The sequence below is a fragment of the Bradyrhizobium shewense genome, assembly GCF_900094605.1.
Lineage (GTDB): Bacteria > Pseudomonadota > Alphaproteobacteria > Rhizobiales > Xanthobacteraceae > Bradyrhizobium > Bradyrhizobium shewense.
In genome coordinates this window covers 333,780-354,076 of the sequence record NZ_FMAI01000006.1, presented here as the reverse complement: position 1 = coordinate 354,076, position 20,297 = coordinate 333,780, and the positions used below count along the sequence as shown (strand labels likewise).

25 protein-coding genes are annotated in these 20,297 nt (G+C 64.8%); 13 read left to right on the top strand and 12 right to left on the bottom strand.

Annotated elements, in window-relative coordinates; all coding sequences use genetic code 11:
- Positions 1-21 precede the first annotated feature (21 nt).
- Together GA0061098_RS14610 and GA0061098_RS14605 are read left to right on the top strand one after the other, a co-directional pair.
- Entirely contained in the window at positions 22-279 is a 258-nt protein-coding gene (locus tag GA0061098_RS14610; protein WP_018322933.1) for a hypothetical protein, read from the top strand.
- A gap of 173 nt (positions 280-452) precedes the next feature.
- Entirely contained in the window at positions 453-1,544 is a 1,092-nt protein-coding gene (locus tag GA0061098_RS14605; RefSeq protein ID WP_091956934.1) for a TRAP transporter substrate-binding protein, read from the top strand.
- 146 nt (positions 1,545-1,690) lie between these two features.
- On the opposite strand, the gene GA0061098_RS14600 is transcribed toward GA0061098_RS14605, so the two are convergent.
- From GA0061098_RS14600 to GA0061098_RS14575, 6 genes are all read right to left on the bottom strand, one after another.
- Complete coding sequence (locus GA0061098_RS14600; RefSeq protein ID WP_201759891.1) at positions 1,691-2,464, bottom strand: ABC transporter ATP-binding protein; 774 nt, start codon at positions 2,462-2,464, stop codon at positions 1,691-1,693.
- Positions 2,461-3,516 (bottom strand): dihydrodipicolinate synthase family protein, encoded by a 1,056-nt coding sequence (locus tag GA0061098_RS14595; RefSeq protein ID WP_091956932.1) that lies wholly within the window; start codon positions 3,514-3,516, stop codon positions 2,461-2,463. The genes GA0061098_RS14600 and GA0061098_RS14595 overlap by 4 nt, the downstream gene beginning before the upstream one ends.
- Positions 3,517-3,522: 6 nt before the next feature.
- Positions 3,523-4,344 (bottom strand): GNAT family N-acetyltransferase, encoded by an 822-nt coding sequence (locus GA0061098_RS14590; RefSeq protein WP_091956931.1) that lies wholly within the window; start codon positions 4,342-4,344, stop codon positions 3,523-3,525.
- The gene (locus GA0061098_RS14585; RefSeq protein ID WP_091956930.1) at positions 4,331-5,368 is read right to left on the bottom strand and encodes an NAD-dependent epimerase/dehydratase family protein; all 1,038 of its coding nucleotides are present in this window, start codon (positions 5,366-5,368) and stop codon (positions 4,331-4,333) included. Before GA0061098_RS14585 ends, GA0061098_RS14590 begins: the two co-directional genes overlap by 14 nt.
- Positions 5,369-5,394: 26 nt before the next feature.
- Positions 5,395-6,165, bottom strand: a complete 771-nt coding sequence (locus GA0061098_RS14580; protein ID WP_091956929.1) for an ABC transporter permease — start codon at positions 6,163-6,165, stop codon at positions 5,395-5,397.
- Positions 6,166-6,248: 83 nt separating this feature from the next.
- Complete coding sequence (locus GA0061098_RS14575; RefSeq protein ID WP_091956928.1) at positions 6,249-6,896, bottom strand: TetR/AcrR family transcriptional regulator; 648 nt, start codon at positions 6,894-6,896, stop codon at positions 6,249-6,251.
- Positions 6,897-6,996: 100 nt separating this feature from the next.
- Here GA0061098_RS14575 and GA0061098_RS14570 point away from each other — a divergent pair, with 100 nt between their 5' ends.
- The 5 genes from GA0061098_RS14570 to GA0061098_RS14550 all read left to right on the top strand — a co-directional run bounded on the left by GA0061098_RS14570 (position 6,997) and on the right by GA0061098_RS14550 (position 10,478).
- Complete coding sequence (locus GA0061098_RS14570) at positions 6,997-8,013, top strand: ABC transporter substrate-binding protein (protein WP_091956927.1); 1,017 nt, start codon at positions 6,997-6,999, stop codon at positions 8,011-8,013.
- 290 nt (positions 8,014-8,303) lie between these two features.
- Positions 8,304-9,002, top strand: coding sequence for a septum site-determining protein MinC (gene minC / locus GA0061098_RS14565; protein WP_091956926.1), 699 nt, complete (start codon positions 8,304-8,306; stop codon positions 9,000-9,002).
- A gap of 19 nt (positions 9,003-9,021) precedes the next feature.
- Positions 9,022-9,837, top strand: coding sequence for a septum site-determining protein MinD (minD, locus tag GA0061098_RS14560; protein WP_018322943.1), 816 nt, complete (start codon positions 9,022-9,024; stop codon positions 9,835-9,837).
- Positions 9,834-10,115 carry a cell division topological specificity factor MinE gene (gene minE / locus GA0061098_RS14555; RefSeq protein ID WP_091956925.1) on the top strand — a complete coding sequence of 94 codons (282 nt, stop codon included), beginning with the start codon at positions 9,834-9,836 and terminating at the stop codon, positions 10,113-10,115. The genes minD and minE overlap by 4 nt, the downstream gene beginning before the upstream one ends.
- Positions 10,116-10,292: 177 nt before the next feature.
- Positions 10,293-10,478 (top strand): hypothetical protein, encoded by a 186-nt coding sequence (locus GA0061098_RS14550; RefSeq protein WP_091956924.1) that lies wholly within the window; start codon positions 10,293-10,295, stop codon positions 10,476-10,478.
- Positions 10,479-10,497: 19 nt separating this feature from the next.
- On the opposite strand, the gene GA0061098_RS14545 is transcribed toward GA0061098_RS14550, so the two are convergent.
- Positions 10,498-10,749, bottom strand: coding sequence for a hypothetical protein (locus tag GA0061098_RS14545; RefSeq protein WP_091956923.1), 252 nt, complete (start codon positions 10,747-10,749; stop codon positions 10,498-10,500).
- A gap of 109 nt (positions 10,750-10,858) precedes the next feature.
- On the bottom strand, positions 10,859-11,248 hold the full coding sequence (locus GA0061098_RS14540; RefSeq protein ID WP_091956922.1) for a hypothetical protein: 390 nt from the start codon (positions 11,246-11,248) through the stop codon (positions 10,859-10,861).
- Positions 11,249-11,378: 130 nt separating this feature from the next.
- On the opposite strand from GA0061098_RS14540, the gene GA0061098_RS14535 reads away from it, so the two are divergent.
- Positions 11,379-12,164, top strand: coding sequence for an SDR family NAD(P)-dependent oxidoreductase (locus tag GA0061098_RS14535; RefSeq protein WP_091956992.1), 786 nt, complete (start codon positions 11,379-11,381; stop codon positions 12,162-12,164).
- Here the strand turns inward: GA0061098_RS14535 and GA0061098_RS14530 are convergent, their stop codons facing one another.
- Both GA0061098_RS14530 and GA0061098_RS14525 read right to left on the bottom strand, forming a co-directional pair.
- On the bottom strand, positions 12,165-12,395 hold the full coding sequence (locus GA0061098_RS14530) for a DUF6894 family protein (RefSeq protein WP_018322949.1): 231 nt from the start codon (positions 12,393-12,395) through the stop codon (positions 12,165-12,167).
- 377 nt (positions 12,396-12,772) lie between these two features.
- Entirely contained in the window at positions 12,773-13,828 is a 1,056-nt protein-coding gene (locus tag GA0061098_RS14525) for a hypothetical protein (protein WP_091956921.1), read from the bottom strand.
- Between the two features lie 370 nt (positions 13,829-14,198).
- Here GA0061098_RS14525 and GA0061098_RS14520 point away from each other — a divergent pair, with 370 nt between their 5' ends.
- From GA0061098_RS14520 to GA0061098_RS14510, 3 genes are all read left to right on the top strand, one after another.
- On the top strand, positions 14,199-14,795 hold the full coding sequence (locus GA0061098_RS14520; RefSeq protein WP_165637370.1) for a L,D-transpeptidase: 597 nt from the start codon (positions 14,199-14,201) through the stop codon (positions 14,793-14,795).
- A gap of 110 nt (positions 14,796-14,905) precedes the next feature.
- Positions 14,906-15,892: a hypothetical protein gene (locus GA0061098_RS14515; RefSeq protein WP_091956919.1), complete on the top strand. Its 987-nt coding sequence runs from the start codon at positions 14,906-14,908 to the stop codon at positions 15,890-15,892.
- 17 nt (positions 15,893-15,909) lie between these two features.
- Entirely contained in the window at positions 15,910-16,092 is a 183-nt protein-coding gene (locus GA0061098_RS14510) for a hypothetical protein (RefSeq protein WP_091956918.1), read from the top strand.
- Between the two features lie 10 nt (positions 16,093-16,102).
- Here GA0061098_RS14510 and GA0061098_RS14505 read toward each other — a convergent pair whose 3' ends face one another.
- Together GA0061098_RS14505 and GA0061098_RS14500 are read right to left on the bottom strand one after the other, a co-directional pair.
- The gene (locus tag GA0061098_RS14505) at positions 16,103-16,537 is read right to left on the bottom strand and encodes a COG4315 family predicted lipoprotein (protein ID WP_091956917.1); all 435 of its coding nucleotides are present in this window, start codon (positions 16,535-16,537) and stop codon (positions 16,103-16,105) included.
- A 119-nt stretch (positions 16,538-16,656) separates the two neighbouring features.
- Entirely contained in the window at positions 16,657-17,121 is a 465-nt protein-coding gene (locus GA0061098_RS14500) for a MarR family winged helix-turn-helix transcriptional regulator (protein ID WP_028144898.1), read from the bottom strand.
- A gap of 89 nt (positions 17,122-17,210) precedes the next feature.
- Here GA0061098_RS14500 and GA0061098_RS14495 point away from each other — a divergent pair, with 89 nt between their 5' ends.
- Positions 17,211-19,133, top strand: a complete 1,923-nt coding sequence (locus GA0061098_RS14495; RefSeq protein WP_091956916.1) for an FAD-binding monooxygenase — start codon at positions 17,211-17,213, stop codon at positions 19,131-19,133.
- 149 nt (positions 19,134-19,282) lie between these two features.
- Positions 19,283-20,245 (top strand): SH3 domain-containing protein, encoded by a 963-nt coding sequence (locus tag GA0061098_RS14490; protein WP_091956915.1) that lies wholly within the window; start codon positions 19,283-19,285, stop codon positions 20,243-20,245.
- The last annotated feature ends 52 nt before the right edge of the window (positions 20,246-20,297 follow it).

The window sequence follows — 20,297 nt, the reverse complement described above, 5'->3', positions numbered from 1 at the left end:
GTCATCGTCCAGAAGCAGCCCATGAGTGATCCATCAAGTTCCGAGACCCCGCTGCGTACGACGTTCAAGATCAAGTTGAACGGCGACACGTTGGCGATCGCGACCGTCGGCCAGGCCTATCAATTCCTCACCAACTTCAAGTCGGTCGAATGGATGGAATTCCGCTCGCTGCACGAGGACGCCGTCGAGGCTCTGGAAGGCGCAGCGGGTAACGCGATGCTGGCGGTGCAGGCAACCAACGCCGTGCGCGCGCTGTTCGTCAGCGCCAAGCTGCTCTGAAGCCCTTCAGCTCATAGTCTCGTAGTCCGGATGGAGCGTAGCGTAATCCGGGCTACAGGCTACGGGTCTTCTCCTCGCGCATCTTGAACTCTGCTCTGGGAACGGGCAAACGGTCCGCGAAGATCGTCGCCGCAAGCCCATGTCTGAAATTTAGTTCAGGGAGAGACCCCATCATGAAACGCCGTACATTTCTCAAGGGCGGCGCGGTCGCCGGCGCGACAACGCTGGTTGCCGCACCTGCGATCGCGCAGAGCGCGCCCGAGATCAAATGGCGCCTGACGTCGAGCTTCCCGAAGTCGCTCGACACCATCTACGGCACGGCGCAGACTTTTGCGAAATACGTCGCCGAAGCCACCGACAACAAATTCCAGATCCAGACCTTTGGCGCCGGCGAGATCGTTCCGGGCCTGCAGGCGCTCGATGCCGTCAGCACCGCATCGGTGGAGATGGCGCAGACCCCGCTCTATTTCTACATCGGCAAGGAGCCGGCGCTGGCCTACGCCACCGGCGCGCCGTTCGGCATGAACCACCGCCATCAGGAATCGTGGTGGCACTTCGGCGGCGGCGCCGACCTTACCAATGAAGCGCTCAAGCCGTTCAAGGCGCACGCCATCCTCTGCGGCAATTCCGGCACCCAGATGGGCGGCTGGTTCCGCAAGGAGATCAAGACCGTCGACGATCTCAAGGGCCTCAAATTCCGCATCGCCGGTATGGGCGGCCACGTGCTGGCCAAGCTCGGCGTCGTGCCGCAGCAGATCGCAGGCGGCGACATCTATCCGGCGCTGGAGAAGGGCACGATCGACGCGGTCGAGTTCGTCGGTCCCTATGACGACGAGAAGCTCGGCTTCCAGAAGGTCGCCAAGTACTATTACTTCCCGGGCTGGTGGGAAGGCGGCGCGATGCTGCACATGATCGTCAACGACGAGAAATGGGCGTCGCTGCCCAAGCAGTACCAGGCGATCGTCAACCAGGCCGGCGCGGCGGCCGGCGCCTGGATGCTCGAGAAATACGACAGCGTGAATCCGGCGGCGCTGAAGCGGCTGATCGCCAACGGCGCGGAGCTGAAGGCGTTCCCGCAACCGGTGCTGGAGGCCTGCTACAACGCCACCCAAGAGCATCTGAACGAGCTCGCCGCCAAGAGCGACTTGTTCCAGCGGACCAAGGAAAGCCACGACGCGTATATGAAGGAACTGCTGTTCTATACGCAGATCGCGGAGAACTTCTACGACAACTACCTGCTCGGCAAGATGCGCAACAAGAGCTGATTGTGAGCAGGGCGCGGTGCCGCGATCGCGCCGCGCTCTTGTAGGGTGGGCAAAGGCGCCCTTGCGCCGTGCCCACGTTCTTTGCGCCGTGTGCAATGTGGGCACGCTCCGCTTTGCCCCCCCTACGAGACTTTTCGTGTGGGGAATTACACCGCGCCCAGACCCAGCTTCGCATAGATCCGCCTTGCGTAGGCGCCGAACGCATCGGTCGTCTTGAGCGGCAGGTCGCGCGGGAAGGGCAGGTCGATCGGAAAATAGTCGGCCATCTTCGCAGGTCCCGCCGTCAGCACAGCACAATGCGAGGACAGGAAGACGGCTTCCTGGATCGAATGCGTGACGAAGATGATGGTCTTGCCGCTCTCCCGCCAGATCCGCAACATCTCCAGATTCATCTGCTCGCGCGTCAGCGCGTCCAGCGCGCCGAACGGCTCGTCCATCAGGATCAGCTTTGGATCGTGAATGAAGGCGCGCGCGATCGCGGTGCGCTGCTGCATGCCGCCGGACAGCTGCTGCGGATATTTCTGTTCAAAGCCGGCGAGCCCGACCAGGTTGAGCAGGTCGCGCGCCCGCTCGCGCGCCGCCTTCATCGGCAGGCCGACGATCTCGGCCGGCAGCAGTACGTTGTCCAGGATCGTCCGCCATTTCAGCAGCAAAGCCTGCTGGAACACCATGCCAATGTCGCGGGTCGGATCGAACGGGCTGTTGGCGTTGCCGATCTTCACCGTGCCGCCGTCGGCGCCATGCAGGCCAGCCAGGATCTTCATCACCGTCGTCTTGCCGCAGCCGGACGGGCCGACCAACGAGACCAGCTCGCCTTCCTGCACATCCATGGTGACGTCGGACACCGCCAGGAATTCGGCGCCGCCGCTGCGATAGACCTTGCGGACGCCTTGCAGGCTGATGAAGGGGTCTGGGCTCATGCCAGCCACTTGTCCCGATTGGCGGCGACGAAGGCATCGTCGCTGAGGTCGGCATGCGCGCGATAGACGCGGTCGATCTCTTCTTTCTGACCGGGGCTGAGGCCCTCGTCCGGATCAAGGCACCACAGGCCTTGCATCAGCCCCTGGCGCCGCAGCACTTCATGGCAGCCGGCGATGCAGCCGTGGAAATTGTTGGCGACGTCGAAGAAAGCGCTGTTGCAGTCGGTGACGCGGGCATCGAGCGCCAGCAGGTCTGCCGGCACGCTGTCCTTGTGCCGCGCCGCCTTGCAGCGTTCGAACTGCTTGATCGCACTCGCGGTCCAGACCGACCAATGGCCGAGCAAGCCGCCCTTGAAATAGGTGCGCGTGCTGACGCCGTTGTCGCGCAGATCGAACGGCAGCATCAGATCGAGCAGGATGTGGTCATCATTGCCGGTGTAGAGCGCGACGCGATCGAGCGCGCCCGCGGCCGCGACGCCGCGCAGGACGTCGAGGGTGCGATAGCGGTTGAACGGCGCGATCTTGATCGCGATGACGTTGTCGATCGAGGCGAAGCGCTGCCAGAACCGGGTGGAGAGGATGACGCCGCCGACGGCCGGCTGAAGATAGAAGCCGACCAGCGGGATCTCGGCGGCGACCGCCGTGCAGTGCGCGATGATCTCGTCCTCGGAGGCGCTCTTCATCGCGGCGAGGCTGAGCAGGCCGGCATGATAGCCGATGTCGCGCGCGGTACGGGCTTCGGTGACCGCCTGGTTTGTCGGACCCGCGAGGCCTGCGACCATCGCCAGCGGTCGCTTGGTCCAGTTGGCCGCGGTCTCGGCGGCGAGCTCGAGCACCGGACGGTAGAGACCGACGTCGCGGATCGCGAACTGCGTCGTGTGCACGCCGACGGCAAGGCCGCCGGAGCCGGCGTCGATGTAATAGCGCGTCAGCGCACGCTGATGCGTCTTGTCGAGCTGGCGCGCAGCGGTGAGCGCGAGCGGATGCGCCGGAATCACGGTGCCCTCAGTGATCAGGTTGCGGATGTCGCTGTTGATCTGGCTGTGATGCATGATGTCCTATCCGAATTCAGGGCCGGCGACGGCGAATGGCATTTCCTCGCCCGTGACGGTGGCGGGGCCGAACCGCATGCGCTGGAACGGCCGTTCGATGGTCCAGCCGACTGCGGTCAAGCCTTCCAGGAACGCGGCTTGCGACGCGACGGCGTCGAGCAGGAGCGGGCTCGTCTCGGAACGCACGATCGCGTCAACGAGCGCCAGAGCTGCCGCGGCATTGTCGGCCAACAACGGGCCGATATGGCGGGCGGTCCGGCCGTCGCGAACCAGCGCGATGGCGCCGTTGGCGCCGACGATGCGCGAGCCGGAACGTTGTGCGAAGGCGGAGAGGAGGGCGGTCCGGTCGAAACCGGTGGCCCGCCGGTCCCGCGCACGAAGCGCTTCGATGGTCCCGGATGATGATGGCGGCGCTTCGGCTCGCGCAGGCTTCAACAGCTTCAGGCGGCGCAATTGCAGGGTCGGCGTGAACCCCAGCGGTCCGTAGACGGCGGCGCCGTCCGGCGTGGCATCGAGCCAGCTGGTCAGGCCGTTCTGACGCGCCGTCTCCAGGCAGGCATCGACCAGACGGGTGGCAAAGCCACGGCGGCGATGCGTGCCTGATACCAGCACCATGCTGATCCAGGCGTTGTTGCCGGAATAGGGCAGCAGTGCTGCGGTTGCGACCAGCCGCATGCCGTCGCGAATGCCGAACACGACGCCGTCGCGCAGGAAGATGCGCCAGTCCTCATCGGTCTGGTTCCAGTGCGCTTCCGTCGACAACGCCAGCCCCGCGATCGCGTCGTCGACGCCGAGCTGGACGATGTGCGGGGCGTCAGTAACGGCCATCGCGCACCTCGTATTTGGTGGGCTTGCCGAGGCTCGGCATGGCGCGCGAGACCCAATCGGCGGTCCAGGCGATCAACTGCTCGGTGTCGACGACCGGAAGGCCGAACAGCTCGACCGCCTTTGACGTGTCGGTCAGCCATGCCGTCGGCTCTTCCTTGCCTGTCAGCACCGGCGCGCGGCCGAACCTAGCGCCGAATCTCTGGGCGAGATCGCGCACCGCCAGAATCTCGTGGCCGCTGACATTGATCGGCGAGGTCGGCGCGGTGCAGTGAGCGAGGCAGCGCAGCGCCTGCGCGGAGGCATCGCCCTGCCAGATGAAATTGACATGACCGAGGCTGACGTCGATCGGCGTGCCGCTGAGCACCTTCGTCGCGATGTCGTGCAACACGCCATAGCGCATGTCGATCGCGTAGTTGAGACGGAATAGCCGGCCCGGCGTTGCGAATTTGTGCGAGAAATACTCGAACATGCGCTCGCGGCCGACGCAGGACTGGGCGTATTCGCCGGGCGGGTTCGGCGCCATGTCCTCGGTCGAGCCTTTGCCGTCCACAGCGACGAAGGGATAGATGCAGCCGGTCGAGAACGCCACGATGCGCGACGACGGAAAGGCCTGCGCCACCAGCGCGGGCACGTGCGCGTTCATCGCCCAGGTCAGCGACAGATCGCCCTCGGCGCCGAACTTGCGGCCGGCCATGAAGATGATGTTCGGCGCCTTAGGCAGCGCCGCAATTGCTTTCTCGTCCATCAGATCGCAATTGATGGTTTCGACCCCGCGCGCGTGCAGCCAGTCCTTCACGCTGGCGTCGCTGAAGCGTGCCACGCCGATGATCCGGCGATCGGGCGCGGCCGCTTTGGCCAGCCCGGCCAGCGTCGGGCCCATCTTACCGCCGACGCCGAGGATCATGATGTCGCCCTCGACCTTGGCAAGGTCGTCGATCAGCGCTTGCGTCGGACGGCAGAGGACATCGTCGAGGGCGGCGATATCGGGGATGGTCTTTGGCAGCGTCTGGCGGGTGAGCAGCATGGATTTGTCCCTTGGTTCTGCCGGTGTCAGGTTTGTCTTGCGTCACCGACCACGAACATGCGTTCGAGGATCAGGACGAGGCCGTAGAGAGCGACCCCGAGCAGCGTCAGCAGCACGACGGCCATCACCATCGCGGGCGTGTCGAGCGCCGACTGCACCTGGATCATGAGATAGCCGAGCCCGCGCTCGGAGGCGATGAACTCGCCGACGATGGCGCCGGCGACCGCCAGGATGGCGCCGACCTTCATGCCGGAGAACACGTAAGGCAGTGATCCCGGCAGCTGGATCTTGCGGAACAGCGTCCAGCGCGAGCCGCGCAGAGATTTGACGAGATCGAGCAGGTCCGGCTCGACCTCGCGCAGGCCCCGCGCAGTGGTGAGCAGGATCGGAAAGAAGCAGATGCTGAAGGCGATCAGGATGTTCGGGATGATGCCGTAGGAGAACCAGACGATGAAGAGCGGGCCGAGCGCGACCTTCGGGATCATGTTCAGCGTCACGAACAGCGGCAGCAGCACGAGGCTGAGCAGCGGCGCCCAGCTGAAGATCACGGCGAGCGCGACGCCGACAAAGGCGCCGAGCGCGAAGCCGCCGAGGATCTCGACCGCCGTCACCAGCGTGTTGGCGCCCCAGGCGTAGCTCGCGGTTCCCAGCGTCTGCACCGTCGCCAGCGGCGAGGGCAGGATGAATTTCGGCACGTGGAAGGCATCGACCGCGACCTGCCAGAGCACGAGCACGGCGAGGTGCACGATCAGGATGATCGCAAAGCTGCGCGAGGCGCGTGCGCTGTCTCCTGCCACCGATTGCTCCCTGTTGGCGCGGCCGCGATGCCGCAGGTCACAAGCCTAGCCCCCTTCCGGGAGACTTTCAACCAGTTGGTTGATTAGGGCCGAAGCGACTGCAGTACCAAATCGGCTACATGGCGGCGGCGGGCGCGCCGCGCAGTGCGGCTCGACAGATCCTTGCCGAAGATCGCCGACAGCGTCGGCGTGTTGGAGAAGAAGAAATAGCTGAGGCCCGCAATGGAGATATAGAGTTGGACGGGGTCGATGCCCTTGCGGAACACGCCCGCGCGGACCCCCTCGTTGAGAATGTGGGAGACGCTCTTCACCAGCGGGGAGTGCATCGCTTCCAGCCGCGTCGAGCCGCGGACGTGGCGGGCGCCGCCGCGGTTCTCGTCGTTCAAAAGGACGATGAAATCAGGGTGTGCGGCCAGATGGTCGAACGAAGCCTCGATCAGCTTGCGGATCGCTTTCTCCGGCGGCAGGCCCTCGAGATTGAGCTTCCGCTCCTGCTCGCGGATGTCCTCGTAGACCCATTCGAGGACGGCGAGGTAGAGCGCGTCCTTGTCGCCGAAATAATGGTAGACGAGCTGCTTGTTGACGCCCGCGCGCTCGGCAATCTCGTCGACGCGGGCGCCCGCAAAGCCGTGCCGGGCAAATTCCAGGCGCGCCGCGGTCAGCAGCTTGTTGCGGGTGGCGACGGGGTCGCGGCGCTGCGGCACGGTGTCGCCAGATCGTTTTGCGGGCATTTCCAACCAAACAGTTGACAAGTGGAGGGCAGGCTTGTTGCATTGGTATCCTCACAAGGGGAGAGCGACAAGCCGGGTCGCGGCAACGAGGAGAGATGCGATGAAGCGTTTGCAGGCGGCGGGTTCGGCCCTGGTCTTGACCCTGATGCTCGGTGCAGCTGCGGCGCCCGCGCATGCGGGCGAAGCGGTCAATCTGATCCTGAACTGGACGCCGACGGCCGATCACGCGCCGTATTATTATGCCAAGGCGCAGGGCTGGTACGAGAAGGCGGGCATCGACCTCACGATCGAGACCGGCAAGGGCTCGGGGGTCTCCGCCGCCAAGGTCGGCTCCGGCGGCTCGCCCTTCGGCGTCGCGGATCTCGCCACCATGCTGGTGGCCAAGAGCAAGGGCGCCGACACCGTCGCGGTGATGAGCGTCTATGCCAATACCGGGCAAACCTTCTACTGGCTGAAGAGCTACGGCGTGAACGGCGTCAAGGATTTCGCCGGCCACAAGATCGGCAATCCGCCCGGCGATGCCTCGCGCGTGATGTGGCCGGCTTTTGCCAAGGCTGCAGGGCTTGCGCCCGATGCCGTCGGGTTCGTCAATGTCGGGCCGACCGCGAAAATCGCGGCATTGAAGAGCCACACCGTCGACATCATCAGCGACTTCTACAACGAGCACGATTTGAAGGTGATCGAGTTCGGGCCAGACCTCGGCTACGTCAACTGGAAGGACATCGGGCTCAACCCTTACGGCAATTCGCTGATCGTCAACGGCGCCTACTTGCAGAAGAATCCGAAGGTCGTCGAAGAGTTCGTGCGCGTCACGCAGAAGGCCTTTGCGGCCTGCGTCGCCGACGTCGCGCCGTGCCTGAAAGCGCTGCTCGACCAGGTCTCCGGTCTCGACCAGGCGAACCAGGAGCGCCAGTGGGAGCGCATCAAGTTCCTGATGACCGACGAGTTCACCACGACGAAATCGCTCGGTTGGATCGATGGCGAGCGGATGAAGAAGGACTATGAACTGGTCCAGACCTATCTCGGCATGGAGAAGCCGTTCGACGTCACCACCGCCTTCACGACCAAGATGCTGGATACGAGCATCAAGATGGATGCGAGCAAGGTGAAGAAGTAAGGGGGCGGGCATCGTCTGTTCTTCGTCATTTCGAGCGCAGCTCTGCGTCCCGTCACCCTGAGGCGGCCGCTTCTTCAGCGGCCCTCGAAGGGCGGCGGCCCGGCTGCAGCTCGGCCGTGCATCCTTCGAGGCTCCTGGCGCGATGCGTTGCATCGCGCCACTCGCGCCTCAGGATGACGGGATCCAGAGCGCCGACCAGCCAGCTAATCACCCCACGGAGAAATTAACCGGCCGTTAACCAAATCCGCCGCATCGTTAACCATTCAATAACTGGGAACGAGTCGGCCGATATGGAGGCTGCAGTCAAACCTCAACGCCAAATGGTGCGCCTGCGCGGGCGTTCCTATGTGGCCTTCGTGTTCACGCCGACGGTTCCGGTGCAGGATTGGCTGCACGAGATCGACGCCACCATTGCGCGCTCGCCGGGCTTCTTTGCCGGCCGGCCCGTGGTGATCGACCTGTCCTCGGTCGATCTCAGCCAGTCCGGTATCGGCCATCTGCTCACCAGCCTTCAGGACCGCAACATCCGCGTGCTCGGCATCGAGGGCGTGGAGGAGGCGAGGCTGACCCCGATGATGCCGCCGCTGCTCTCGGGTGGACGCAGCTGCGTGGTGGAGCCGAACGCGCCGAAGAAGACCGAGACGAAGGCCGAGGCCAAGCCGACGTCGCTGCTGTTAGAGACGCCCGTGCGCTCGGGCCAGACCGTGATCTTTCCCGAAGGCGACGTCACCATCCTCGGCTCGGTCGGCTCGGGTGCCGAAGTCGTCGCCGGCGGTTCCATCCACGTCTATGGCGCGCTGCGCGGCCGCGCCATGGCGGGCGTGAACGGTCGCACGAGCGCGCGCATCTATTGCCAGAAGATCGAAGCCGAACTGCTTGCAATCGATGGGTTTTATCAGACCGCCGACGATATCGACGAGGCCCTGCGCGGCAAGCCGGCCCAGGCCTGGCTGCAGGGCAACACCATGCGAATTACCGCGCTGAACTGACCAGAAGGAGATTTCAGAAATGGCAAAGGTACTGGTCGTGACATCAGGCAAGGGGGGCGTCGGTAAGACCACGACGACCGCCGCCCTTGGGGCTGCGCTGGCGCAACGCGGCGACAAGGTCGTCGTCGTCGACTTCGACGTCGGCCTGCGCAACCTCGACCTCGTAATGGGCGCCGAACGCCGCGTCGTGTTCGACCTCATCAACGTGGTGCAGGGCGTTGCAAAGCTGCCGCAGGCGCTGATCAAGGACAAGCGGCTGGAAAACCTCTGGCTGCTCCCAGCCTCGCAAACCCGCGATAAGGATGCGCTGACGGAAGAGGGCGTCGGCAAGGTCATCGACGATCTGCGCAGCCGTTTCGACTGGGTGATCTGCGACAGCCCCGCCGGCATCGAGCGCGGCGCCTCCATGGCGATGCGCTTTGCCGACGAGGCCGTGATCGTCACCAATCCGGAAGTCTCTTCGGTGCGCGATTCCGACCGCATCATCGGCATGCTCGATTCCAAGACGGTGCGGGCCGAGAAGGGCGAGCGCGTCGAGAAGCACATTCTCATCACCCGTTACGACCCCTCGCGGGCCGCGCGCGGCGAGATGCTGACCATCGACGACATCCTGGAAATCCTCGCAACGCCCTTGCTCGGCATCATCCCCGAGAGCCAGGACGTTTTGAAGGCCTCCAATGTCGGCACACCGGTGACGCTGTCGAACGCGGACGGCGCACCGGCGCGGGCCTATATCGACGCGGCGCGCCGGCTGTGCGGCGACACCGTGCCGATGCAGGTTCCGACTGAGCGCAAGCGTTTTATGGATCGTCTGCTGCGACGGAGGGCTGCATGAGCATGGGTCTGCTTCGGCTTCTCCGCGGCAAAAAGGCCTCTGCACCCGTCGCTCGCGAACGGCTGCAGATCCTGCTTGCCCATGAACGCGGAATGCGTGGCCAACCCGATCTGCTCGGGGTGCTGCGTGAGGAAATTCTCGCCGTCGTGTCCAAGCATGTCACGCTTGACCCGACCAAGGTCATCGTCCGGCTCGAGCGTGGCGACGACGTATCGACCCTGGAGGTCGATATCGAGGTGCCCAACGACTTCGAGCGCAAGAAAGCGGCGGTCGCGTAGGGGACGCGGCCGACGAGCTCCAACTTTGGGGTGGGTGAGAAGGCGGTCCGCTGGGCATAGCGGGCCGCCTTTGTTTTGGGACCATAGGGACGGTGCGGAACGAGGTCCCGCCCTCAATCGTTGTGAACGACCGCGGGAGCGATGCGGCCTGCGGTCTGGTCAGACGGGAGAGCGCCAATGATGTCCGAGGTCCAGGTCCACACCGTCGCGCGGCAGATGCTCGAACGGCACGGTTTTGCTGCGATTGCGAAGGCCGCTGAGCAGGCCCAGGCCTGCGAGGGCCGCGGCGAGGCCGATGAGGCCAAGGAATGGCGTCACATCGCCGACGCCATGAAGATCATCCGCGGGCCGGCCCACAGCTGATCGCCGGGCCAGAAACGCTTCAGTGTTCCTCGCGATCCGGCCCTCGTGACGGGGATCGATGCTGCGTCTGCGGCTGGCCGCGCTCGCCCGCTTCCTTGCAGGGGAGCTGTTCCCACGATCCGTCCGGCGCCTGCTGATAGGCGCTGCACGAGGACGACGAGGTCGATTTGTCCTCGCCCTTTTGGGCGTCGGGGTTCTTTGCCTGTGCCGAGGCGCCCAGCGCTGCGCTCACCGCGAGCACGCCGGCGACCATGAGATGCGTCATCCGCATTGGGCTTCTCCTGTGCGAAAGGAGCCCGCATGCTGGCGAGGAATGTGACGATTATTGGCCGAAACGAGGGTTCCGCCGCGGTGTGCTTAACGCCGCGACAGCCGGCTTGCTAGCCGCCCTTGGCCCGGATCAGGCCAGCGAGGTTGGTCTTCTGGGCCTCGCACCAGTTGGGCATGCCGAGGCGGCGCTGGTTGAGATCGGTCGCCTGGGTCGCCACCGCGACCTCGGCCATCAGATCGTCGTCCTGCTTCTCGCCCATCTTGCCGCCGGTGTGCATCCAGGCAATCGCCTTGCGCACCTTCTCAGTGGTGCCGTCGGGCAGCTTCATCTGCGCCGCCTTCTGCACGAGATCCTGGTAGACGACGTCCGTGCCCGGGCATTCGACCTTGGTGGCAAAGGCCTGCAGGACCAGGGTCACATAGGTCGAGCGTAGATGGTCCTCGGCCTGGGCCGGAGCGGCGATCAGCAACAGGCCAGCCATCAGGAAACCGTAGCGCATCCTTGGTATCTCCTCCATTTTTTTGGGAGGCTAGCGTCCGCCGGGCTGCTCCGCAATGGTATCGGGGCGAATTTGTCGCGCCCCGGCGCGGTGCGCTATCGTGGCCCGTATCCCGGCCTCGGAGAGCGACATGAGCCTGTTCAGCACGCCGTTCGATCCTGCCCGCGACACAGCGCTCGTCACCGGCGCGGGCAACGGCATCGGGCGCGCCATCGCGCAGGCCCTGGTTGGCGAGGGCGTCCGGACCGTGTTCGCCGACATCAGCGTAGAGCGCGTGAGCGCTGCGATCGGCGCGAGCAAGAGGCCCGAGCTGGCGGTGCCCTGGGTCGGCGATCTCGCCGAATTGGATGCGTGCGACGCGCTGCTTGCCGCCGCGGACGCAGCGTTGGGCGGGATCACGCATTTCGTCCACAGCGCATCGCCGCCGCGGCGAGAGGCCGATCATGCGCTCGCGGTCGATCACAGGATCTGGCAGCAGATGCATGCCGTCAATCTCGATGCCGGCTTTTACCTGGCGCGCGAACTCGCAAAGCGGCTGATCGCGGCGAAGCGGCCGGGCTCGTTCCTGTTTCTCACCTCGCTGCATGCGGGCACGCCGCGCAACCTGCCGCATTATTCGACGGCGAAGGCGGCGATGGCGATGCTGGTGAAGGAGTTGGCCAAGACGTTCGGCCGCCACGACATCCGCGTCAATGCGCTGGTGCCCGGCGCGATCGCCGCCGGCGGGTTCGTTGCGGACCCCGCGCTGGCGCGGCACATTCCGCTCGGGCGTCTGGGCGAGGCCAATGACCTTGCGCCGATGGCGCTCACCGTATTGTCGAACAAGCTCTCCGCTTACGTCACCGGCGCAGCCTTCGTCGTCGACGGCGGATTGTCGCTGACGAACTGGTTCGAGCCGCCGGCGCTTGATGAGTAGTCAGCGGCGCCAGGCCGGCACGGGATCGAGCGGCGTGCGGTAAAGCTCGTTGTCGTCGCGATCGGTGACGCGCACCGCGCAACCCTTTTGCTGCAGCTCCGGCTTCACCTGCGACAGCTCGGTGGCGAGCTGGTCGGCGCGATCGGAGGCAACCTCGATGTCTTCGAGGATGATTCCGCCCTGGTTCCTGAACTCTCCACCAACCACAAGATCGAAAGAGTAGTACGGCATCCGAATTCCCCGGTGTGACGAGATGAGCTTCAATGGAAGTCTCAACACATGTCGGATGGTACCACTGAGTCGACATCTACCGATGAACGGACCGCGCAATCTCTGTGCTTATGGCGCAGAAATGATGTGCAACGTGTGATGGCCTTAACATTTAATTAAACATGTTGGCGCGATCTTAAGGCATGGAATTGCAGCAGAACCGGGCTCCGGGAACCGGCAGCTGCAAGAGAAGGCCGCCGGCATAGATCCCGACGGCCTTTTCTCTTGAGCGAGAAGAATCGCTTTCCGTATTTCTCCGGACTCAACGCATCACATCGACTCGGACAGCCTACGCGACGTTGTCGCAACGCGCCGTGCTGCTCTACGCGGTCTCAGTCCTAGCGCAACGGCATCGGTGGACGCACGATCGGTCCGTCGTCATCGGCAACGGCTTGAGTCGTGGTAACAGGTGCGGCCGGCGGCGGCACCGCGGCAGCCTGCGGCGGCGGCGGAGCTGCGAGCGGCGCGGGCGAATAGGCCGGCATGTAGGTGTGCGACACGACCGGTTTCGGTTTGCGAACCGGCGGCGGTGACGGAGCTCGCGGTGGGACCGCAGCAGTGCGTGCGCGCGGATCAACAGGCTTGACCTCTGCTACCGGCTTCGGCGCAGGCGGTTTTGCCATCTCGCGCGCCATCTGCTCCTGTCCGGCCTTCAACTCGGCGATGTTGGCCTTGAGCGATTCGATCTGCTGCGCCATCGCGGCCAGGTCGCGCGTCATCGATTGCACTGACTGTGCAGTATCGGGCTGTGCAGTATCGGGCTGCGTCGCTGCGGGCGCAGCTGCCGCGACCTGGACTGCGGGCGGTGTTGCAGATTGATCGGCCGCTTGATCGGTTGCCGCTTGCGCTACGGGCGGGGCGGCCTGCTCCGCGGGCGGTGCGGCCTGTGCGGCAGCGACCGGCGCGGTCTGCGATGCCGACGGCAGCAGCGACTCCAATGCCGGCGTCCATTCGGCGAGCATCTGTTTGGCGGTGTCGCCGTGCTTCTGCCAGGCGATGGTGGCGGCCGCACTGCCGCCTGCAAACAGAAACGTGACGAAAGCGCCGCGCAGCCACTTGCCCGCGGCGGATCGCTTCCGCGGACCGAGACCATCGCTCGCCGCGACACGGACGGCCGTGTCGACAGAGGGCGGGGGCGCCGCCTGCGGCGCCGAGACGGGACTGAACTTGGGCTCAATAGAGATCTTGCGCTCGAGCGAGGCTTTGGGCTCCGGCGCGAATTTCGGCTCCGGACGTGTCGCAATGTCAGGCGCCAGCGCGGGCGCAACGCTGATGGGGCGCGAGGCCAGTACAATGTCGGGCGAAATCTGAATCGCGTCGTGCGGATCGTTGTCCTTGACCGTGTCCTTCACGATCTCATCGACGATTTGCTTGGGGTTCAGCGTCGCGAGCATCGCAGCTCCTTTGAAGCCCGGTGTTCGAAGGCCGGGCGCTTGAAATACTGGTCGTCCGCATTGGCGCGAGCCGATCTGTTGGGGTGAGTCCATCCCAACCGGATGAGCCTCGCACGATGACGCACGAGTCCAGCCGGGTTTGACCAAAGCAAGGCGAGGGGATGGAGATGGTGCGACGCTCTTCCGCCGTTTGTGGTGATGGAACCCCTTTTGTTGAACACGCGCACGTGTTCCGCGCTGCCTTGTTTTCAGCACGATTTTGGCAGCATCTGGGGAGGCTGGGGGCGCTGCTATCCGCTATCGGGGGCCGGCGGTGCCAAGATCTTTAATCGCTTTGTTCGTCGTTGCCTTGCTGCCGCTGGGCGGCTGCATGCAGGCAACGCTTTCGCCGTCGACCGACGCGAGCATGACGCCGCGCGACCGGCAGTTGCTTGCGCATACGCCTTACGCGCAAGCGAACGTGCCCGAGCAATATCTCCGTCACGTCGTCGACTACCAGCGCAAGGAGCAGCCGGGCACCATCCTGGTCGATACCGACGCGCGCTACCTCTATTACGTGCTGCCTGGTGGCAAGGCGATCCGCTACGGCGTTGCTGTCGGCGAGGAAGCCATGGCGTTCTCCGGCGTCGCACGGGTCGGCCGTCTGGCGGAATGGCCGGACTGGGTTCCGACAGCAGATATCCAGGCGCGGCTCGGGCCGTATCCGGCGCGCGTTCCCGGCGGTCCTGCCAATCCCTTGGGCGCGCGGGGCATCTATCTCTATTCCGGCAACAAGGACACGCTCTACCGCATTCATGGCACCAACCAGCCCGAATATATCGGGCAGGCGATCTCGTCCGGCTGCATCCGGATGCGCAACGAGGACGTGATCGATCTCTACGACCGGGTGAAGCTCAATTCGATGGTCGTGGTGCTGCCGCCGGGACAGAACGCGCAGGCCGGGACGGGCGCGCGCTGGCGCGGGTGAAGGCTCGCCGACGTGCACGTCCGGCGCGCTCTTGCGGACAATTTTAGCCATTGTCTTGCGCGGTCTCTAACGTCTCGCGCCTAGCGTGCAGCGAGCAAGGGGTTGCTCGCATGTATCTCGTGAAGAATTCGCCGCGCGCGTTGTTCGCAGCGCTGATTCCGCTGGCCATCGTCGAAGCCGTGCTGCTGGTCTACGCCCTCGCGGGCGGACAGGTGACCGATCCGGTGGGGGTGCCCGCGCCGGATCAAATCCTGGTGCTGTATGCCGGCCGCATGGCGATGAACGCCGCCTTGCTGTTCGCCGGACATATTGTGCTGCGGCAATGGACGGTCTCCAGCCGGCTCGCCTACGGCCTGATGGGCGGCGTCATGGCGGCGGTGAGCTACGGCATTGCGATCCGCAACCACATCCAGCTGACGGCGCCCGGCGACGGCACAGTGATGACGATCGGACTGTTGCCGACCATGGCGGGAATGATCGGTGGCTTCCTCTACGGCCAGTTCGCCGGGCTGAGCCCTGTTGCGCGCGCGGCCGTGGATGCTTCCGCTGCCGACGCGTCAGGAAAGCCGCCGCCGCTGGCGTTCAACGGGCCGGTCCGCGTCCGCACGTCCTTCGCGGGCATCGTCATCGCCGCGCTGATACCGACGGTGCTCGCAACTCTGCTGCCCTACACGTTGGTGCCGCTGCTGATGAACGGTTTCGGCGACAAGAGCACCGCACATATCTTCGCGGCGGTGATCCCGGCGCAGACCTTCATGGTCATGATGGTTATCTCTGTCATTCCTTCGGGCATCTTCATGCTCTGCGTTCACCACGCCACGCGAGCGATGAGCCGCCGCAACGCGTGGGAGTACGCGGCGATTGGCGGCGTTGCGGCGTTCGCCTGTATGCTGTTGCTGGCGTTCGCGGTGCCACTGCTTGCCTTTCTCGTGGTGCCAGCAGCATTCTGCGGGGCTGTCATGGGCGCGATCTACCGCCGCTTCGCCGGCCTCGAGCCGATGCCGCTACCGGAAGCCGTGATCGCGACCGATCCGAACGCGCTGGTCGATGCTGATCATCCGTCGCGCCACCAGCATGGCGTCATCCTCAGCAACTGATCGCGCGGGACGGAGACATGAAAGAGCTTGCGGCGCTTGGCGCGGGATTGGCAATCGCGGCCGTGGCGGTGCTCTGGTTCGCGACCGGGCCCGTGGTGGTGAATGCCGAGATCAAGCCGCTTCAGCCGAGCGCAGATATGCCGGCCTTCAGGCCCGTTCCGACCGAACTGGCCGGCCCGACCGGTCGCGACAACCGGTGACGATCTCGCTCTAATTCTCAGGCCGCGCGATGCGCCATTGCAGCGTGGTGGCGGTGCCGTTGGCTTCACCTGGCGTCTTGTCGGCGGGGGAGGTGTAGAGCGGGCGATAGCGGTACGCCCACATCCTGCTGCCGTCGTTGCGGCTGATCACGGTGAAGTCGCCGACCGCCTTGGCGTCGGCCGTCGCGGCGAGCGGCACCCAGCTCTCGGTGCATTTGCCGTTGCAGTTCGACGTCTTTCCCGTGGTGTCGCGCTCGTAAGTGTAGAGCGTCATGCCCTTGAGATCGACGAGTTTGGGACCCTGCTTGGTCAGGACCACCTTCGCCGGTGCGGTCGTCGCCTCGGGCTTGGGCGGAGGAGGGGCATCGCCGCCGCCATGGCCATTTGCGAGCGCATGACCGGTCGAGAGCCCGATGGCCGCTGCCGCAATGAGGAACCTGAACATCCTGATCTCCCGACCGGCAAAGTTAATCGCGCGTTAAGCGCAGAATGTTGCCGACCGTAACAGCCGAAGGTTAGTTCCTGGTTTCGCAGGCCTGCGACAATTACGTACAAAATACCGGATCATGCCTGCAGATCGCGGAGCGGCGCGCGGCTCAGATCGTTGCCGGCGGCAATCGCCTTGCGCAGCAGCCGCATCAGATCCTCGCCCTCTTTCGCACTGAGGCCACGCAGCAGGATACGCTGGGCCGATTCCACGGCCGGGGTGATCTTGCGCAGCGTGCGCCGGCCCTCGTCGGTGATCTCGAGTTCGCGGGCGCGGCGATCGCGGCTGGAAGCGCGGCGCTCGGCCAGTCCCTTCTGCACGAGGCGGTCGATCACGCCGGTGATGGTGGTGCGGTCATAGGCGATCAGCCCTGCAAGCGTCACCTGGTCGAGCCCCGGATTGGCCTTGATGGTCGCAAGCGCGGCGTATTGCACCGGCGTGAGATCGAAGCCGGCATCCTCGACCTCGGCCAGGAATACCGCGACGGCGATCTGCTGGAACCGGCGCGCCAGATGCCCGGGCATGTCGTTGTTGTCTTTCACCGAATTCTCCTCGGAGGCGATCGTTGACAAGCATACTGATAGTCAGCATACTGAGCAATATCAAAACAGAGGGTTGACGGGAGAGGCTCATGCAATTCCATCTGAATGGATTTCAGCCGGGCGACCCTGACATCGCCGACCCCGCCGAGCGCGTTCAGGCCCCGGGCGCGGCGGGCGCCGTGCCTGGCGAGGTCGATGTCCTCATCGTCGGCTGTGGCCCTGCCGGCCTCACGCTCGCCGCCCAGCTCGCGCAATTTCCTGACATCAAGACCTGCATCGTCGAGCAGAAGCCGGATCGCTTGCTGGTCGGTCAGGCCGACGGTATCGCCTGCCGCACCATGGAAATGTTTCACGCCTACGGCTTCAGCGAGCGCGTGCTGAAGGAGGCCTATTGGGTCAACGAGACGACGTTCTGGAAGCCGGACGAGCGCCAGCCCGAGACCATCGTCCGCAGCGGAAGGGTGCAGGACGTCGAGGACGGCCTGTCCGAATTCCCGCATGTCATCCTCAACCAGGCGCGCATCCATGACGGCTTTCTCGACGTGATGCGGAAATCGCCGGCCAAGCTCGAGCCTCATTACAGCCGCCGCCTGCTCGACCTCGAGGTCGATCCGGCTGCAGGTCCAGCCGACCATGCCGTGACCGTGCGCCTCGAACGCGTCGATGCCGGAGGCGAGGGCAAGGTCGAGACGATCAAGGCGCGCTATGTCGTCGGCTGCGATGGCGCGCGCAGCACCGTGCGCAAGTCGATCGGGCGCGAGCTGCACGGCGATTCCGCCAACCACGCCTGGGGCGTGATGGACGTGCTGGCGGTGACCGATTTTCCGGACATCCGCTTCAAGTCGCTGATCCAATCGGCGAAGGACGGCAGCCTGCTGATCATTCCGCGCGAAGGCGGCTACATGGTCCGCATCTATGTCGAGCTCGCCAAGCTCGATGTCGGCGAGCGCGTCGCCAGCCGCAACATCACCGCCGATGACGTGATTGCGAAAGCGCAGCGGATCCTGAAGCCCCACACGCTCGACGTGAAGGAGATCGCCTGGTGGTCGGTCTACGAGATCGGCCAGCGTCTCGCCGACAAGTTCGACGACGTGCCGGAGGCCGAGATCGCAACGCGCCTGCCGCGCATCTTCATCGCCGGCGATGCCTGCCATACCCATAGTCCGAAGGCAGGGCAGGGCATGAACGTCTCGATGCAGGACGCCTTCAATCTGGGCTGGAAGCTTGCCGCCGTCCTCCGGAAGCAGTGCGCTCCGAGCCTGCTGCATTCCTATTCGGCGGAGCGTCAGGCGGTTGCGAAAGAGCTGATCGATTTCGATCGCGAGTGGGCGGGGATTTTGGCTTCGTCAGCAAAAGCGGGCGGCGCCGATGCTGCCAAGACGCAGGACTATTTTGTCAGGCATGGCCGCTACACCGCGGGCACGGCGACACATTACGCGCCGTCGCTTCTTACCGGCGCAGGCTCGCATCAGCATCTCGCAGAGGGATTCATCATCGGCAAGCGCTTCCACTCGGCGCCCGTGATCCGACTTGCGGACGCAAAGCCGATGCATTTGGGTCATGCCGCGCAGGCCGACGGTCGTTTTCGGATCTACGCGTTCTCGCCTGCTGAGAACCCAGCTGCCTCGGACTCGGCCATTCGTCGCTTGTGCAATTTTCTCGCCGAGTCCCGGGAATCGCCGATCCGGCGATATACGTCCAGAAATCTCGACATCGACAGCGTAATCGATCTGCGCGCAGTGTTTCAGCAGGATCATCGAGAGCTCGCGATCGAGGCAATGCCGCCCATGTTGCTCCCAAGCAAGGGCGGTTATGGCTTGTATGATTACGAGAAAATGTTCTGTCCGGACCTCAAGAGCGGCCACGACGTCTTTGCGATGCGCGGCATCGATCGGAAGGCGGGCTGCACGGTTGTGGTGCGGCCCGACCAGTATGTCGCAAGCGTACTGCCGCTCGATGACTATGCCGGGCTCGCGTCCTACTTCGACGGGTTCATGTTGCGGATCAAGTGACGGTCGAGCTGCGTCTGCGCATGTCGATGAACGGCGGATGAATATTGAACCGCGTCCTGCACCGCGCTTCAATCTTTCGACGGATACGGCGACTCACACGGAACGCCTGTTCCGCTGGCGCGTTCCGCCTCTCAAAGGAGGAATGCGCCATGAAGTTCAGAACCGCTTTAGTTGTAACATTTTTGCTGGTCCCAACAGCCGCATTGGCCGCGCCGGGCATCGTCACCGTCTCGACCGGCCTGCGCGCCGGGCCGGGTTCAGGCTTTCCCCTGGTCGATCGCGTCCCCGGGGGCGCCCGCGTCAACATCCATGGCTGCCTGCGCGGCAATGCCTGGTGCGACGTCAGCTTCTCCGATGATCGCGGCTGGGTGTCGTCGCAATATCTCGAATATCTCTATCGCAATCACTACGTCTATCTCCCCGACTATGTCGACGAGATCGACGTGCCCGTCGTTCCCTTCGTGCTGACCTCGTATTGGTCGAGTTACTATGGGGGACGTCCCTGGTATCGACGCCACGCCTATTGGAATAATTACTGGACCTCGCATCAGAGCGTCGCGACGCGGATGACGATCGATCCGCGCGCGGCCCGCATTGGCCGAGCGGCAACGCGCGACGCAGCGATTGCGCTCGAACGCAGCGGTGTGCGCGGCAAGGGAGCCGCCGCGATCTCAACACGTGACGCCGCGACTACACAGCGCGATGCGGCGATCGCGAAGCGCGACGCCACGATCGCGAGGCGCGACGCTGCGAACGCCAAGCGCGGCGCTGCGGTTACGCCCGACCGGGCCCGCGTTGGACCAAGTGAGCGCATCGCGCATGAGCGGACCAATGTGCAGGCCCGCGCTCCGGTGCGCGCGCAGCCGATGGCGCGCGCACATGAAGCGCCGCGTGTGGCCGCGCCTTCAGCGCGTCCCGCGACGCCGCATGTCGCCCAGCCAAGCGTGAGCCATGGTTCGCCGATGAGTGCCCGTGCGCAGATGCCTGCGCCGCGCGCGGCCGCGCCTGCCATGCCGCACGGCGGCGGGGGCGGAGCTCCGCATATCAATGCCGCCCCGCGTGGCGGCGGCGCCCCGGCGGGCGGCCCTGCTGGCGGACATCAAAAGCACTAGCTTTGCAAAGAAAAGCCCGGCCCTGATGCCGGGCTTTTTCTTTGCCGTGTGG